This is a genomic window from Streptomyces sp. NPDC048442, from assembly GCF_040651475.1.
Lineage (GTDB): Bacteria > Actinomycetota > Actinomycetes > Streptomycetales > Streptomycetaceae > Streptomyces.
This window is the reverse complement of sequence record NZ_JBEZKB010000022.1, coordinates 68,751-84,699: the sequence shown is the minus strand read 5'-3', so window position 1 is coordinate 84,699 and position 15,949 is coordinate 68,751. Positions and strand designations below refer to the sequence as shown.

The following is a 15,949-nucleotide window of genomic DNA, read 5'->3' as shown; positions in this document are numbered from 1 at the left end:
GTCGGGTTCGCGGTCGGGTTCGCGGTCGGGTTCGCGGTCGGGTTCGCGGTCGGGTTCGCGGTCGGGTTCGCGGTCGGGTTCGCGGTCGGGTTCGCGGTCGGGTTCGCGATCGTGTTTCAGAGGGGGGAGGTGGGGACATGTTGCCGGTGCGTTAAGGAGCTGTCGCCGTTCCGGAACCAACGGACGTTGTGGTCCTTGTGGTCGCGCCCTAGCGTGGCCGGGTGACGAATGTGCTGGTCGTGGACGACGACTTCATGGTGGCGAAGGTCCACAGCCGCTGCGTGTCCGCGATGGACGGATTTACGGTGGTCGGGGTCGCCCACAGCGGCGCCGATGCCCTGCGCGCCGCCGAGCGTCTGCACCCGGACCTCGTACTGCTCGACGTATATCTGCCCGACATGGACGGGCTCGATGTGCTGCGCGGGCTGCGTGCGGCGGAGGAGCGGGACGCGGGCCGGCCGAGGGCGGACGCCCTGTTCATCACGGCGGCGCGGGACGCGGGGATCGTACGGGCGGCGCTGCGTGCCGGGGCCCTGCACTATCTGATCAAGCCGTTCCACCAGGCGGCGCTGCGCGAGCAGCTGCGGCACGTGGCGTCGTTGCAGAACCGGTTCAACGCGCTGTCCGCGCAGGGGCAGGCCCGGCAGGAGGACGTGGACCAGCTGTTCGGTACGCGGCCGCCGGGCTCGCGGGAGCTGCCCAAGGGGCTGGCCGCGCACACCGCGGAGCTGGTGGAGCGGACGTTGCGGGCGCACCCGGCGGGGCTGTCGGCGACCGAGTGCGCCGAGGGCGGGGCACTGTCGCGGGTGAGTGCGCGCCGGTACCTGGAGTACTTCACGACGACCGGGCGGGCCGAGGTGACGCTGCGGTACGGGGGCACGGGGCGGCCGGAGCGGCGGTACAGGTGGGTGGCGTGAGCGGCCGGTAGCCGGCGCGGCGGCCCGCCCGGAGCGGCGCGTTCCAAGCACCTTCCCGCACACCTTTCAAGCACCTTCCCGGCACCTTCCCGGCACATTCCCGCACACCTTCCCGGCACATTCCAGGCGCCTCCCCAACCGTCCTTAACCGTCACTGAGCGCGCCCTTAAGCGGGCCATAAAGATCGCCATCACCCGCCCTCAGCAGGGGATTTCACGGTTTTCGGGGTCTAGCGTGCTGTTGCGCCCAGGGAGTTGTCCCCCCACTCCCCCGGCCATGAAAGACCGTCCCCTGCCAAGGAGTTCCCCACCATGACCGCTGCTCGTCGCAAAGCCGCCACCGTCGCCGCCCTCGGCCTCGCGCCGCTCGCGCTGACCGGGCTGGCCGCCGCCCCGGCCGCCGCCCACGGCTCCATGACGGACCCGGTCAGCCGGGTGTCGGCCTGTTACGCGGAGGGCCCGGAGAGCCCCGACTCGGCGGCCTGCAAGGCTGCCGTCGCCGCCAGTGGCGTCCAGGCGTTCTACGACTGGAACGCGGTGAACATCGCCAACGCCGCGGGCAACCACAAGGCGCTCATCCCCGACGGCAAGCTGTGCAGCGCCGGCAACGACAAGTACAAGGGCCTGGACCTGCCGCGCGCCGACTGGCCGTCCTCGAAGCTCACCCCGGGCAAGCACACCTTCCGCTACAAGGGCACCGCCCCGCACAAGGGTTCCTTCGAGCTGTACGTCACCAAGGACGGCTACGACCCGGCGAAGCCGCTGAAGTGGTCGGACCTGGAGGCCGAGCCGTTCGCCAAGGTCACCGACCCGAAGATGGAGGCCGGCGACTACGTCTTCGACGGCACCCTGCCGAACAAGTCCGGCCGCCACCTCGTCTACAGCGTGTGGCAGCGCTCGGACAGCCCGGAGGCGTTCTACACCTGCTCCGACGTCGTCTTCGGCAAGGACACCGCCGGTTCCGGTACGGGCACGGGCACGGGCGCCGTTCCGGCCCCGGCCGCCTCCGCCCCGACCGACAAGGACATCGCCGCGGGTGCCGGCAAGTCGACGGTCGAGCACAAGGGCCACGGCGACAGCGACCACAAGACGGGTGCGGGCACACAGACCGCCGCCCCGCAGGCGAAGGCTCCGGCCGCCCCGTCCGCCCCGTCCGCCAACGCTCCGGCCGCACAGGGTGGTTCGCCCGCGCCGGTGAAGCCCGACGAGAACCTCGCCGAGACCGGCGGCAACAGCACCACCCCGTACATCGCCGTCGGCGGTGCGGCGGTGCTGGCGCTCGGCGCGGCGGTGATGTTCGGCTCGGTCCGCCGCAAGGCCGCCACCGGCGGGCGCCACGGCCGCTGATCCCGGGAACTGAGGGGTCCGCCCGTCCCGGGGGGACGGACGGGCCCCTCACGCATGCCGACCAGGGCCTGGGCGATGAGGGTGGGCTCGCGGAGTAGGACGGAGGACAGGCTCGGGCCGAACCGGATGTTCTCCGTCAGTCCGGCCGCCGCCGCCGCCGCGAAGAGCTGCCACATGTCCTTGTGCCAGGAAATCACCCCCTTCACCCGTACGGCCCACCCCACCTGCGGGAAGCGGTCCCCCGCCGGAGCGTGGTGGCATGAAATTCGCCGACGAGTTGAAGAACGCCGTGACCCCGCGGGCCGCACTGCTCGTCATCGGCGCGATGGCTCTGCAACTGCTCTTCATCACGAGTTACGTGGGTGCGCTGCACCATCCGAAGCCGCAGGACATCAAGGTCGCCGTCGTGGCGCCGGGCGGTGCGGCGGAGCAGTTCGCGGATCAGCTGCGCAAGCTGCCTGGCTCCCCGCTGGACCCTCGCCCGCTGGCTTCCGAGGCGGTGGCGCGCGCGGAGATGTTGAACCGGGACATCGACGCGGCCCTCCTCGTCGACCCCCGCGGCGGCAAGTCCGACACCCTCCTGGTCGCCTCTGGCCAGGGCGGCTCGGAGACTCGTGCGCTGGAGCAGATCTTCACCGGGGTCGCGAAGTCGCAGCAGCGCACGGTCGCCTTCAAGGACGTCGCCCCGGCCTCGGCAAAGGACGCGAACGGGCTGAGCTCCTTCTACCTGGTGGTCGGCTGGTGCGTCGGCGGCTACCTGTGCGCGGCGATCCTCGCGATCAGCGCGGGCGCCCGCCCGGCGAACGGCAAGCGGGCCGGGATCCGGCTCGGCACGATGGCCGTGTACGCGATCGTCTCGGGCCTCCTCGGCGCGGTCGTCGCGGGACCGATCCTGGGCGCGCTGCCCGGCAGTCTGTGGGGCCTGTGGGGGCTGGGCGCACTCACCGTCTTCGCGGTCGGTGCGCTGACCCTCGCCCTCCAGGGCATCGTCGGCGTGGTCGGTATCGGCCTGGCCATCCTGATCATCGTGATCGGCGGCAACCCGAGTGCGGGCGGCGCGTTCCCCGGCCCGATGCTGCCGGGCTTCTGGCGCTCGATCGGGCCCGCGCTGCCGCCGGGCGCGGCGACGTGGGTGGCGCGCTCGATCGCGTACTTCAAGGGCAACAACATCACAGGCCCGCTGCTCGTGCTCTCCGCGTGGGCGGTCGCCGGTTCCGCCGTCACCCTCGCCGTGGCGTCCCGGGTGAAGTCCAGCCGCAAGGGCGCCGACGACGAGCCGGGCGGCGCGACGGAGGTACGCACCCCGCAAACCCCGCTCGTATGATCACGACCCTCGCGGTCGAGAACTACCGCTCGTTGCGCAAGCTGATCGTCGAGCTGGGCCGGGTCAACGTGGTCACCGGTGCGAACGGCACCGGCAAGTCCAGCCTCTACCGGGCACTGCGCCTGCTCGCCGACTCCTCCCGCAACGGAGCGGTGGCGGCCCTGGCCCACGAGGGCGGTCTGGGGTCCACCCTGTGGGCGGGCCCCAGCAAGCTGGGCCGGTCCGTCCGGGAGGGCCTCCACCCGGTGCAGTCCGTGATCGACAAGGACCCGGTGAACCTGCGGCTCGGCTTCGCGGGCGACGAGTTCGGCTACGCGATCGACTTCGGCCGGCAGCCGCCGGACAGCCGCTCGATGTTCGGCGGCGACCCGGAGATCAAGCGGGAGTGCACCTGGGCGGGACCGGTACTGCGCCCCGCGGCCCTCCTCTCGGAGCGCTCAGGTCCTGCCGTACGGGTGCGTACCGCCTCCGGCGACTGGCACCGCTCGCAGGGCACGATCCGCCCGTACGACAGCATGCTGAGCGAGCTCGCGGATCCCCAGCTCGCCCCGGATCTGCTGCTCTTGCGCGAGCGCATCCGCAACTGGCGGTTCTACGACCACGTCCGCACCGACGCCCGCGCACCGGCCCGCGCCGCGCAGATCGGCACCCGTACGCCCGTGCTCGGCGCGGACGGCTCCGACTTGGCGGCCGCGCTCCAGACCATCCGCGAGATCGGCGACCACGCGGCGATGGACGAGGCGGTCGACGCAGCGTTCCCCGGCAGCCGGGTGTCGGTCGCCGACCACGGCGGCCGCTTCGAGCTCGAACTCCACCAGCACGGCCTGCTCCGCCCGCTGGGCGCCCCCGAACTCTCCGACGGCACCCTGCGCTACCTCCTCTGGGTCGCCGCCCTCCTCACTCCCCGCCCGCCCACCCTTCTCGTCCTCAACGAGCCGGAGACCAGCCTCCACCCGGACCTGCTGCGCCCGCTCGCGGACCTGATCCTCACCGCGAGCCGCCACATCCAGCTGGTGGTGGTCACGCACGCGCGCCCCCTCGCCGACGCACTGGCGGAGGGGACGCGGCGGGCCCGGATCGACATCAACACGATCGAACTGGTGAAGGACTTCGGCCAGACAACGGTCGCCGGGCGGGAGGGCCCGCTGGACGAGCCGCTCTGGTACTGGCCGAAGCAGTAGGCGCCGGGCTGTAGGGACATGCGGCTCCGCCGCGTGGGCGCCGCCGGCCACGACGGCGCCGCAGCTGAGCGACGCACCTCACGGCACACCCGGCGGAGCGCTCAGGCGCTGCCCATGGTGCGGGGGCGCAGCCGGTGCAGCAGGAGGCCGACCGCGTACGCGAGGGGGTACGTCGTCGCGCGGCCACGACGAGGTTCTGCACCAGCAGCCGGTAGCCGAGCGCCGGGAACAGCACCCAGGGCAGCGAGGCCACGAGCACACCGGCCACCCGGTGGCCCCACGCCCCCTCCGCCGCGACGAGCGCCCCCGCCAGCACGAGCAGCGTCCGCCAGCGCGCAGGCGTTCCGCTTCGGCGGCGGTGGCGCGCAGGCGTTCCGCTTCGGCGGTGAGCGTCGCGCGGCCCGTCCCGGTGAGGGCGTAGCTCCGCCGCATGCGTCCGTCGACGACCTCCTCGCTGTGGATCTCGGTCAGCTCCTCTTTGAGGAGGCGGTCGAGCGCCCCGTACAACGTCCCGGTGCGCAACCGCACCCGGCCGCCGGACATGGCGAGGACTTCCTGGACGATCGCGTACCCGTGGCGCGGCTGGTCCGCGAGCGCGGTGAGCAGCAGCAGGGTCGGTTCCTGCATCGGACGGTCTGTCGTGCCGGGGGTTCAGACCGAGGCCGCCAGCAGCTCCCGTGTGTACTGCGCCCGTGGCCGCTCGAAGACCTCGTCGCGGGTGCCGCTCTCCACGATCGCGCCGTGGTGCATCACCGCGATCCGGTCGCAGAAGTGCCGTACGACAGCGAGGTCGTGGGACACGAACAGCAGTGAGAGGCCGAACTCGTCGCGCAGGTCCATCAGCAGGTTCAGTACCTGTGCCTGTACGGACACGTCGAGCGCGGACACCGGTTCGTCGGCGACGATCAGCTTCGGGCGCACGGCGAGGGCCCGCGCGATGCCGATGCGCTGACGCTGGCCGCCACTGAACTCATGCGGGTAGCGAGGGAGTTGGCCGGGGTCGAGCCCGACCTGCGTCAACAGTTCCGCCGCCCGCTCGCGGCGCTCCGACGCGTCGAGCGAGGTGTGGACGGTGAGCGGGGTGTTGACGATCTGCTCGACGGTACGGCGCGGATTGAGCGAGGCGTACGGGTCCTGGAAGACCAGCTGGACGTCACGGCTGAGCTCGCGCCGCAGTGCGGTGTCGGTCGCGGCGGCGGAGATGTCCCTGCCTGCGAATCGTACGGTTCCGGCGGTCGGCCGCTGCAGCCCGGCCAGGACGCGGGCGGTGGTGGACTTCCCCGATCCCGACTCGCCGACCAGGCCCAGGGTCTCGCCCTCGGCGATGTGCAGAGTGACGTCGCGGACGGCGACCCGGGGCTCCGGACGGCGGCCGAACAGCGGTCTGGGGGAAGGGAATTCGACGCGCAGGCCGGTGATGTCCGCGAGCGCCGCGCCGCCCTGCGGGGCGGGCCGGGCGGCAGTACGCCCCGGCTCCGGCGTCGGCTCGTCCACCGTGGGCAGCCGGGTGCCCGGCACCGTGTCCAGCGTGGGGGCGGCGCCGATCAGGGCCCGGGTGTACGGGTGCTCCGCGTCGGTGAGGAGCTTGGCGGTGGGCCCCTCCTCAAGGAGCCGGCCGCCGCGCATGACCAGCATCCGGTCGGCGCGTTCCGCGACGACGCCCACGTCGTGGGTGACCAGGAGCACGGCGGTGTCGCTGCCGTGCACCAACTCGCCCAGCAGGTCCAGCACTTGGCGCTGTACCCGGACGTCGAGGGCGGTGGTCGGCTCGTCGGCCACGACCACCGCGGGCTCGTTCACCAGGGCGATGGCGATCATGACGCGCTGGCGCATCCCGCCGGAGAACTGGTGCGGGTGGTCCCGGACGCGGGCGGCCGGAATCCCGACCCGCTCCAGCATCGCGGCGGCCCGCTCGCGCGCTTCGGCACGGGAGGCCTTCGGGTGGTGCAGCCGGTACGCCTCGGCGACCTGCTCCCCCACCGGATGGAACGGCGAGAGGGCGGCGAGGGCGTCCTGGAAGACCATCGCCACACGCCCGCCCCGCAGCCCCCGCAGCCGGGCTTCGGGCGCCCCGACGACCTCGGTGCCGCACACCCGGAGGCTTCCGGTGATCTCCGTACGTACCGGATCGTGCAGGCCAAGCGCGGCCAGTCCGACGGTCGACTTGCCCGACCCCGACTCCCCCACCAGGCCCAGGACTTGACCTGGCATCAGGTCGAAGGAGACCCGGTCGACCGCGACCACCCTGCCCTCTCTTCCCGTGAAGCTTCCCGTGAAGGCGACGGACAGGTCACTGACTTCCAGCACCGGGTTCATGCGAGCCTCACCCTCGGGTCGAGCCGGGCCACCACCAGGTCGGCGACGGCGACGAACACCACCACGAAGAAGGCGGCGAGCAGGACGGTGCCGACGACGGTCGGCAGGTCGTTCTGCAGGACGGAGTCGACGGCGAGACGGCCGACGCCGGAGATCCCGAAGACGGTCTCGGTGATGAACGCCCCGCCGAACAGGGCGCCCACCTCCAGGCCGAGCAGCTGCACCAGCGGCCCTGCCGCGCCGCGCGCCGTGTACTTCAGATGGGCGCGGACCGCGCTCATCCCCTTGGCGCGCGCGGTCCGCACGTACCCCTCGTGCATCGTCTCCAGGAGCTGGGAGCGCGAGAGGCGGGCGAAAACGGCGGCGTTGACGAAGCCGAGGACCAGCCAGGGCAGCAGCAGACCGGCCGCCCAGGCGGCGGGGCCCTCGCCGAACGGGGTGTAGCCGGGGACCGGGAGGAGCCCTGTGGTGTAGACGAGGAGGTACTGGAGGGCGTAGCCGAGGAAGTAGATCTGCACGCTCGCGCCGACCAGGGTGAAGCCGGAAAGGAGACGGTCGGTGGCGGTGCCCCGGCGCAGTGCGGCGGTGAAGCCGACGCCGATACCGAGGACGACGATCACCACGAGGGCCCCTGCGGCCAGCGACAGCGTGGCCGGGAGGTGTTCGAGGACCGCACCGAGGACGGGCTGCTGGAGGACGTACGAGTAGCCGAGGCAGGGTGCGGCACAGTCGAGGGCGGTGCCGTCGAGGTCGCGGATCGTGCGGCCCAGGAAGAGGCCGCGCAGATAGTCGGCGAACTGGGCGAGGATCGGCTGGTCAAGACCCATCGAGACGCGGAGTTCGGCGACCTGGGCGCTGTCGCACTGCGGTCCGCAGGCGGTGAGTGCGGGGTCGGCGGGGGCGGCGTGGAAGAGCCCGAAGGTGACGGCGGTGATCACGAGGAGCACCGCCGCCGCCTGGAGGGCACGCCGCAGGACGTAGCCGGTCATGGATTCGTTTCTCCGGACGAGTGACGGGTCATTTCTTCGGGGCAGATCACTTCTTCAGGAAGAGCCAGGCCGGGGAGACCGTGCCGTAGATCGGGTGGATGGCCGCGCCTCCGACGTCCTTGCCGTGCACCTGGGTGGTCGCGGAGTTGAGGAAGGGGACGACCGGGACGTCCTTCATGACGGTCTTCTCCAGGGCGACGAGCGCCTTGGTCTTCTCCTCGATGCCGGGGATGGTCCGCACCCGGTCGAGTTCCTTGTCGACGGCCGGGTTCTGGTAGCGGATGGAGTTCTCCAGGGCGTCGAGCCTGCTGTGGAAGCTCTCCGGGAGCAGCGTGGAGAGGGTCGGCCAGTTCACCGAGGTGGTCTGGAGCCACAGGTCGTACGGGGCGGGCCCGCGGAAGACCTGGTCGGTGAAGGCGGCGTCGCTCATCGGCTTCGTGACCAGGGTGATCCCGGCCCTGCCGAAGGCCTCGACGAGGACCTGGGCGACGCGGTCGTTGACCGGGCTCGTCTCGTACGCGTACGTCAGCGTCGTGACCTTCTTCTCCGCCTTGGCCAGGTGTTCCTTGGCCTTGGCGATGTCGCCCTGCGGGGCGACGGGGTAGTTGTCGTACTTCTCCCAGCCGGCGACGGCGGGCGAGGAGAGGGTGGTGGCGATCTCGCCGAGCCGCGGGCCGCCCATCACCTGGCGGGCCTGCTCGCGGGGGAAGAGGTAGTGGATGGCCCTGCGGACCTCGGGGTCGGTGACCCGGCTGTTCTTGATGGCCAGCGACGCGGTGTACGCGCCGCGGCGGCCCTCGACCAGGAGGCCCTTCTTCTTCGGGTCGCGGTCGATGGCGCTGAACAGCTCGGGAGCGGTGCCGTCGCGGTCGGTGGAGGCGGTGCGGGCGCCGTCGCCGTGTCCGGAGAGGATCTCCTGCCCGGAGTTGACGGCCTTCTTGCCGAAGGTGAACTCGTACCCGTCGACGTACTGGTGGCGGATCGGGTCGGTCTCCGGCTTCCAGTGCGGATTGCGCTCCAGCGTCAGCGACTGGTTCTTCCGGTGCTCGACGATCTTGTACGGGCCAGACGCGAAGGGCTTGATGTCGTACGCGGAACCGGTGTCCTTGTCGGGGCGGACCGGCGAGGACGAGGACTGGGTGGCCATGAAGGACACGTCGGCCTGCGGCTGCGGGAAGCGGAAGACGACGGTCTTGTCGTCCGGGGTCTCGATGGCCTTGAGGTCGCCGGCCTCGGGGCCGCCGTAGACCTTGCGGGCCTCGGTGAGGTTGGTGGTGCCGGTGAGCCAGGTGGGCCAGTACGAGGGTCCCGCCTCGAAGCCGGGGGCGAAGGTGCGCTGGATGCCGTACTTCACGTGCTTCGAGGTGATCGGCTTGCCGTCCTCCCAGGCCAGGCCGTCCTTCAGGGTGAAGGTCCAGGTCCGGCCGCCGTCGGAGGACCTGCCGAGGTCGGTGGCCAGGTCGCCGACCAGCTTGGGCTTGCCGTCGACCAACTGGTACTGGGTGAGCTGACGGCCCCAAAGCAGCGAGGTGTTGTACGTCTCGCCGCTGTAGATCTTCTGCGGGTCGAGGTGTGCGTAGTCGTTGGCGTTGAGGACCTTGAGGGTGCCGCCCCTGCGGGCGCCGGGGACCTCGGGTGCGGGGCCCGCGCTGTCCTTCGCCGTACCGATGATGGCGGCGAGCTTGGACACGGGCTTCGCGGCCGCGTCGGTCTTCGCCTGCTGTCCCGCGCCCGCGCCCGCTCCTGCCGAGCAGGAGCAGAGCAGCAGGGCGGCGACGGTGGCGGCGACCGGGACGGCTGCGGTGCGGACGCTGATTCTGGGCATGACGGACTCCGGTGAGTACAAAGGGGTGTGCGTGAGAGGGATCAGCGGGCGGTGCGCGGGTCGAGTGCGTCCCGTACCGCGTCGCCGAAGAGGTTGAAGGCGAGGACGAACAGGAGGATCGCCGCGCCGGGGAAGACCATGTAGGTCGGGTCGTCGTAGAAGACCTCGGCGCCGCGCGAGATCATCCGGCCCCAGTCGGGGACGGGTTCGCCGATGCCGACGCCGAGGAAGGACAGGGCGGCCTCGGCGGTGACGACGGCGGGCAGCGCGAGGCTGATGTGCACGAGCACCGGCGCCCAGACGTTGGGCAGCAGTTCGCGCAGCACGATGTGCCGCCTGCTCGCCCCCAGCGCCCGCGCCGACTCCACGAACTCCCGCTCCCGCAGGGACTTCACGGTCGTACGGAGGACCAGGGCGAGCGGCACCCAGCCGAACGCGGCGAACACCAGGATGAGCACGGTGAACTGCATCCACACCGGCTCGTTCTCCCCCGGGTCCACGAACCGGGTCTGGATCACCGGGCCGAGCGCGAGCAGCAGCAGGAGGGTCGGAAAGGCGAGCAGCACGTCGCACGCGAAGGTGAAGGCACGGTCGGCGAGCCCGCCGAGGTAGCCGACGGTCACGCCGAGCACGATGCCGAGGACGGCGATGACGAGGGTGGCGGACCCGGCGACGAGGAGCGACGTCCGCATCCCGTACAGGAGTTGGGCGAGGACGTCACGCCCGAGCCCGGGTTCGATGCCGAACCAGAACTCGCCGGAGATGCCGCCGTTCGGCAGCATCGGCAGCCCTTCGGCGCTGAGCAGGCCGGGGCTGTTCTGCCCGTAGTGCTCGGTGGGGTTCTTGCCGTACCAGGAGGTGAGCACCGGCGCGAGGACGGCGAGCAGGACGCACAGAACGACGACGCCGAGAGCGGTCATGCCGGTGCGGTCGCGCCGGAAGGCACGGACTGCGGAGGCGAACGGGCCGCGAGACGGCGACGTACGTGCTTCGGGCATGGGTGCCGTGCTCCTGAAGTGCGGTGACGGGCCCACCTGTCGGGGTCTCCGCCGTGGGTTGGCAGCCATCAGAACAAGCGGATTCCGGCCCGGCAAATCGGAAATGGGTGCGGTGCGCGGTTTGCGAAGGGAGTGTTGCGGGGGTGCTGCGGGCGGCCATGCGGCCGCAATGTTCCGGACAGCCTTTACGGTACGAAGTCGGGCAAGTCGTCCTGCTGGACGAGCGGTTTGGCCGCACGATGAAATCTCGGCCACTCGGATGTCTCCGGGGCAGCACGAAGCCCCGGCCTGCTGGTGGCAGGCCGGGGCTCGTCGTTCACCCGTGAAGCGTCAGCCGATCACGTCGGCCGATCACGTCAGCCGATTTGGGTCAGCCAGCAGGTCAGCCGATCTCGGTCCCCGTCGCGGCCAGAGCGGCCGGCACCGGCTGGAAGAAGGTCTCGCCGCCGGCCGAGCAGTCACCGCTGCCGCCGGAGGTGAGGCCCAGCGCGGTGTCGCCCGCGAAGAGCGCGCCGCCGCTGTCGCCGGGCTCGGCGCAGACCGTGGTCTGGATGAGCCCGTTGACGACCTGGCCGTTGCCGTAGTTCACGGTGGCGTCGAGGCCGGTGACCTCGCCGTCGTGGACCTGGGTGGTGGAGCCGCTGCGCTGCACCTTCTGGCCGACGGTGGCGGCACCGGCCTTGCTGATGGCCTGGGCGCTGCCGTTGTAGAGGTTGACCTCGCTGGGGTGCGGGGTGTCACCCGTGTACTTCACCAGGCCGTAGTCGGTGCCCGGGAACTTCGAGTCGGCGGTCGTGCCGATCTCGGAGCCGCCCTGCTTGTCGGACCAGCTCTTGATGTCCGCGGTGCAGTGCCCGGCCGTCAGGAAGTACGGCTCACCGCCCTTGGTCACGTTGAAGCCGAGCGAGCAGCGCGCGCTCGCACCGTAGATGGCGTCGCCGCCCGCGACGAGGGGCTTGAACTCCCCCTTCGAGTGCTTCAGCTGCACCTTGGAGCCGAGCTCCCCGACGGCCTTGTTCAGCTTGGCGAGGGCGGCGCCCTTCACCGTGCGGTCGGCCGTGACCACGATCTTGTTGCTGACCGGGTCGGTCGCCCAGGACGTGCCCGGGATCGATGCCTTGCCCGCGAGTACCGTACGGGCCGACTTCAGCTCGGCCAGGGTGTGCTGGACGATTCTGGCCTTGCCGCCTGCCGTACGCACGGTCTCCGCCGCCGCCTCGTCCGTGACGTTGACGACGAGGGACTTCGCCTTCGCGTCGTAGAACGACCCGGCCGCGTCCGCGCCGAGCTGCTTGGTGAGCGAGGAGGCGAGCTGTCCCGCGCTCGCCACGGAGAGGGTCTTCAGCGTCGGCGCGGGGGCTGCGCCTTCGCTCGCGTTTGCAGCCTGGAAGGTGATGCCCGTGGCGACCAGGGCGACGACGGCGGTTCCTGCCGCCGCTGCGCGCCGCTTGGGTATGCGTCGGTGCTTCACAAGTGACCTCCTGTGGGGGGTCCGGGCCCGGAAGTGTGGGGGTGGGCCCGGGTGGGGGCCCACTATTCACAGGGCGACCGGGAGCACACAAGGTCGACTTCAGGACGCGCACACGACAACTACCGCACGCCCCCTTTCTCTTGACATGCCAGGGACATGCCAGAGGCGTGCCCGATTTGCGACCACCCGGTCACAGTCGCGAACACCGCGTGCAACCGGTGACCGCCCCTGGGTGAGGTCTACTCCTGTCCGGTACTGGTCCTTCCGGTGCCGGATTCCGACGCTTCCGCCGCATCCGCCGCTTCCGCCGCATCCGCCGACGTCCGCATCTCCGGCACCTCCGGCACGTCCGGCACCACCGGTGGTCCCGGTGGCATCTCCGGCACCCCCGGCGGCATCAGTGTCGCGTCGCCGAAGTCGTACGGCGGGAGGGACAGTTCCTCGGTGGGTACGACGATCGGCTCCGGCTCCGCCCACAGCTCCGGTTCCGGCTCCGGTTCGGGCCCCGGCTCCGGCCACAGCTCCGACGGCGCCTGTGCCGGTACGGGGGTGACTGTCGCCGCCGGCGCCGGAGCCGCCCGCTCCAGGAACCGCAGCAGCTCCACCGGGAACGGCAGCACCAGTGTCGAGTTCTTCTCCGCCGCGACCGCCACCACCGTCTGCAGCAGCCGGAGCTGGAGGGCGGCCGGCTGGTCGGACATCACGGCCGCCGCCTCGGCGAGCTTCCTCGACGCCTGGAGTTCGGCGTCCGCGTTGATCACCCGGGCCCGGCGCTCGCGGTCGGCCTCCGCCTGCCTGGCCATCGACCGCTTCATGGTCTCCGGCAGCGACACGTCCTTGATCTCGACGCGGTCGATCTGCACGCCCCACCCCACCGCCGGGCTGTCGATCATCAACTCCAGCCCCTGGTTGAGCTGTTCGCGGTTGGAGAGCAGATCGTCGAGTTCGCTCTTGCCGATGATGGACCGCAGCGAGGTCTGTGCCATCTGCGCGACCGCGAACCGGTAGTCCTCCACCCGTACCAGGGCCTCTGCCGCGTCGATCACCTTGAAGTAGATGACGGCGTCGACGCGCACCGTGACGTTGTCACGCGTGATGCCGTCCTGGGCGGGCACCGGCATCGTCACGATCTGCATGTTCACCTTGGTGAGCCGGTCCAGGAACGGCACCACCATCGTGAACCCCGGCCCGCGCACCGCGTTCCTGAGCCTTCCGAGGCGGAAGACCACCCCACGCTCGTACTGCTTGACCACCCGGGCCGCCGCCATCAGGTACACGGCCCCGGCGCCCACGGCCGCGGCGCCTGCCATCAACAACTCCTCGACCACCACGGCTCCCTGGAGTCCCAGTAATCCCAGTTGTCCCATTGCCTGCGGACATGTCCTGAGATGAAGGTAACCCGGCGGGGCGACAGTCGACAGGCCCCCGCCCGGAAGAGTGCCGGATCGGGGGCCTGCGTGCTGCTGGCTGCAGTTCGGTGGTGGCGGGAGGGGGTCAGTAGATGGTGACCCCGTACGCGCTGAGCGCCTCGGTGACGGGCTGGAAGAAGGTCGTGCCGCCGGACGAGCAGTTGCCGCTGCCGCCGGAGGTGAGGCCGATGGCGCGACTGCCGGAGTAGAGCGGGCCGCCGCTGTCGCCGGGCTCGGCGCACACGTTGGTGCGGATCATGCCGTAGACGACGTCGCCGCCCCCGTAGTTGACGGTGGCGTTGAGTCCGGTGACGGAGCCGCTGTGGATGCCGGTGGTGGAGCCCCGCCGGGTGACGCTCATGCCGACGGTGGCGTTGGCGGCGCTGGTGATGTCGACGCTGCCGACGGTGCCGGGGTGGGCGATGTTCGCGTTGTCGTAGCGCAGGATGCCGTAGTCGTTGACCGGGAAGCTGGACCCGGTGGTCGGGCCGATCTTCGTCGTCCGGGCGGAGTTGGTGTACCAGGCGGGGTTGCCGTCGGTGCAGTGCCCGGCGGTCAGCGCGTAATAGACGTCGCCCTTGCGGACGTTGAAGCCGAGCGAGCAGCGCCAGCTCGGCGCGTAGATGGCGTCGCCGCCCGACAGGAGCTTGGAGAACTTGCCCGGAGTGCGCTCGATGCGCAGGGCACGTGCGTCGTCGCCCGCCGCGTCCTTGATCCGCGCGATCTCGGCGCGGGAGACGGTGCTGTCGGCGGTGACGACAAGGGTGTTGGTCGCCTTGTCGACGTGCCAAGCGGTTCCTGCGACGTCCGCCTGGAGCACGGCGGCTCCGGCGGAGGCGAGCTGGGTGGCGCTCACTGCGGAGGTGGCGGCGGCCGGCTGGGCCTGGGCGTTGGGGATGGTGATCGCGGCAGCGGCGGCGAGTCCTGCCGCCACTGCCAGGAACCGGACGCGTCTCGCTGTGCCGGTTCGGTGTGTGGTGGTGCGCTCGTTCCTCACTTGTCGTTCCTCCCGAGGGGAATCGGGGGCCCGGTCCGATGTGGGGTCTTTCCCGGGGCCCGTGAGGCGCAGCCAGAGGCGCGCGGCGGTCCGTGTGACGACTGGCCCGGCCCGCAATGCCCCTGACAAGCGCTGTCACGGGAGTATTCGGGCCATCAACCGGCCGCGCAAGGGCGCGTTTCGGCCGCGTACGGGCGTACTGACGCACACGGAGGTACGGGGAGGGAAACGGCATGCGTCAGCCCCGGGGCCCTTGGGGCTCCCGGGGCTGACGGTACTCAACTCACCTACTTTTCCTGCCGGTTGAGCTCTCCTGCCGGTACGGCGAAGGGCAGGGTGTTGCCCGGTGGCGGGAAGGGGCAGATGAAGTGGTCGGCGAAGGCGCACGGGGGAAGCACGGCCCGGTTGAAGTCGACGGTCACCGTGCCGTCGGCGGCCGGTGCGGCGGGCCGCAGGAAGCGGAACCGGTAGCTGCTCTTCCCGCTGTCCGCGTCGGCGAACACGGCCCACAGCGAGCCGTCGTCCTCGACCGCGACGTGCAGCGAGTGCTCGGCCCCGCCGTGCGCGAAGACGATCTCTCCGGCGAGACCGAGACCGCGCGAGCGCCCGTCCGCGTTCTCGACCTGGATGTTCCGGGCCTGCTCGTACGGTACGAAACGGCCGGGCAGCACCCAGGCGGGGTCGTGGGGTCCGGCCTCGATGCCCGCGAAGGCGCGCCGCGCGGCGGACTGCGGGTCGAAGTCCCGCACCGCCCACTGGCCCTCCCTGCTGAGCACGACGAACCGCCTCTCACCTACGGCGACGCGCGATTCGGGGATCGGCCCGCGGTCGGCGCCGAGCCGGACCGCGCCGTCGAGCGGCTGCCCGTCGACGGTGATCCCGTCCGCCGCGGCGGCGGTCAGCACCACCTCGGTGCCGTCTTCCTGCCACTGCCCCGGCACGCCGTCGATACGGCCGTCCGGGTGGTCGGCGAGCCAGTGGGTGCCGCAGAGGGAGAGCGGTCCGTACGGCGAGGCGACCGTCTCGACACGGTGCTCGTGCCAGCGCCGCCAGTCCTGCTGCGCTTCCTGCTTCCGCTGCGCTTCCTGCTCCTGCTGCGCTTCCCGCTGGGGGGCCGCGCTGCTGCTTTCGCTGCTGGTCATGGGTTCAACCTTTCCATACGGTGCCTACGGGCGC

Annotated in this window: 13 protein-coding genes and 2 pseudogenes; 4 read left to right on the top strand and 11 right to left on the bottom strand. The window is 71.2% G+C overall.

What is annotated here, in order from left to right; genetic code table 11:
* Nucleotides 1–110: PT domain-containing protein (locus AB0D18_RS28455; protein ID WP_362424705.1), on the bottom strand; the 110-nt coding region annotated here is incomplete at its 3' end.
* Between the two features lie 111 nt (nucleotides 111–221).
* Here AB0D18_RS28455 and AB0D18_RS28450 point away from each other — a divergent pair.
* A complete protein-coding gene (locus tag AB0D18_RS28450) occupies nucleotides 222–917 on the top strand; it encodes a response regulator (RefSeq protein WP_362424479.1) in 696 nt (231 codons plus the stop codon).
* A 311-nt stretch (nucleotides 918–1,228) separates the two neighbouring features.
* Complete coding sequence (locus AB0D18_RS28445; RefSeq protein ID WP_362424476.1) at nucleotides 1,229–2,263, top strand: lytic polysaccharide monooxygenase; 1,035 nt, start codon at nucleotides 1,229–1,231, stop codon at nucleotides 2,261–2,263.
* A gap of 62 nt (nucleotides 2,264–2,325) precedes the next feature.
* Here the strand turns inward: AB0D18_RS28445 and AB0D18_RS28440 are convergent.
* Nucleotides 2,326–2,454: pseudogene (locus tag AB0D18_RS28440) on the bottom strand (5,10-methylene tetrahydromethanopterin reductase); the annotation flags it as partial.
* Between the two features lie 68 nt (nucleotides 2,455–2,522).
* Here AB0D18_RS28440 and AB0D18_RS28435 point away from each other — a divergent pair.
* Together AB0D18_RS28435 and AB0D18_RS28430 are read left to right on the top strand one after the other, a co-directional pair.
* The gene (locus AB0D18_RS28435; protein ID WP_362424473.1) at nucleotides 2,523–3,587 is read left to right on the top strand and encodes a DUF3533 domain-containing protein; all 1,065 of its coding nucleotides are present in this window, start codon (nucleotides 2,523–2,525) and stop codon (nucleotides 3,585–3,587) included.
* Nucleotides 3,584–4,768, top strand: a complete 1,185-nt coding sequence (locus tag AB0D18_RS28430; protein WP_362424470.1) for an AAA family ATPase — start codon at nucleotides 3,584–3,586, stop codon at nucleotides 4,766–4,768. Before AB0D18_RS28435 ends, AB0D18_RS28430 begins: the two co-directional genes overlap by 4 nt.
* Nucleotides 4,769–5,101: 333 nt before the next feature.
* On the opposite strand, the pseudogene AB0D18_RS28425 reads toward AB0D18_RS28430, so the two are convergent.
* The 9 genes and pseudogenes from AB0D18_RS28425 to AB0D18_RS28385 all read right to left on the bottom strand — a co-directional run.
* Nucleotides 5,102–5,395 (bottom strand): annotated as a pseudogene (locus AB0D18_RS28425) (PadR family transcriptional regulator); the annotation flags it as partial.
* A 24-nt stretch (nucleotides 5,396–5,419) separates the two neighbouring features.
* On the bottom strand, nucleotides 5,420–7,084 hold the full coding sequence (locus AB0D18_RS28420) for an ABC transporter ATP-binding protein (protein WP_362424467.1): 1,665 nt from the start codon (nucleotides 7,082–7,084) through the stop codon (nucleotides 5,420–5,422).
* Nucleotides 7,081–8,073 (bottom strand): ABC transporter permease, encoded by a 993-nt coding sequence (locus AB0D18_RS28415; RefSeq protein ID WP_362424464.1) that lies wholly within the window; start codon nucleotides 8,071–8,073, stop codon nucleotides 7,081–7,083. Before AB0D18_RS28415 ends, AB0D18_RS28420 begins: the two co-directional genes overlap by 4 nt.
* A 46-nt stretch (nucleotides 8,074–8,119) precedes the next feature.
* Nucleotides 8,120–9,898: an ABC transporter substrate-binding protein gene (locus tag AB0D18_RS28410; RefSeq protein WP_362424461.1), complete on the bottom strand. Its 1,779-nt coding sequence runs from the start codon at nucleotides 9,896–9,898 to the stop codon at nucleotides 8,120–8,122.
* A gap of 41 nt (nucleotides 9,899–9,939) precedes the next feature.
* Nucleotides 9,940–10,896, bottom strand: coding sequence for an ABC transporter permease (locus tag AB0D18_RS28405; protein ID WP_362424458.1), 957 nt, complete (start codon nucleotides 10,894–10,896; stop codon nucleotides 9,940–9,942).
* 382 nt (nucleotides 10,897–11,278) lie between these two features.
* Nucleotides 11,279–12,367: a S1 family peptidase gene (locus AB0D18_RS28400; RefSeq protein WP_362424455.1), complete on the bottom strand. Its 1,089-nt coding sequence runs from the start codon at nucleotides 12,365–12,367 to the stop codon at nucleotides 11,279–11,281.
* A 239-nt stretch (nucleotides 12,368–12,606) separates the two neighbouring features.
* Complete coding sequence (locus AB0D18_RS28395; RefSeq protein ID WP_362424702.1) at nucleotides 12,607–13,695, bottom strand: slipin family protein; 1,089 nt, start codon at nucleotides 13,693–13,695, stop codon at nucleotides 12,607–12,609.
* A gap of 166 nt (nucleotides 13,696–13,861) precedes the next feature.
* Nucleotides 13,862–14,773: a S1 family peptidase gene (locus AB0D18_RS28390; protein WP_362424452.1), complete on the bottom strand. Its 912-nt coding sequence runs from the start codon at nucleotides 14,771–14,773 to the stop codon at nucleotides 13,862–13,864.
* Nucleotides 14,774–15,060: 287 nt separating this feature from the next.
* Nucleotides 15,061–15,915, bottom strand: a complete 855-nt coding sequence (locus AB0D18_RS28385) for a DUF1684 domain-containing protein (protein WP_362424449.1) — start codon at nucleotides 15,913–15,915, stop codon at nucleotides 15,061–15,063.
* Nucleotides 15,916–15,949 lie beyond the last annotated feature (34 nt).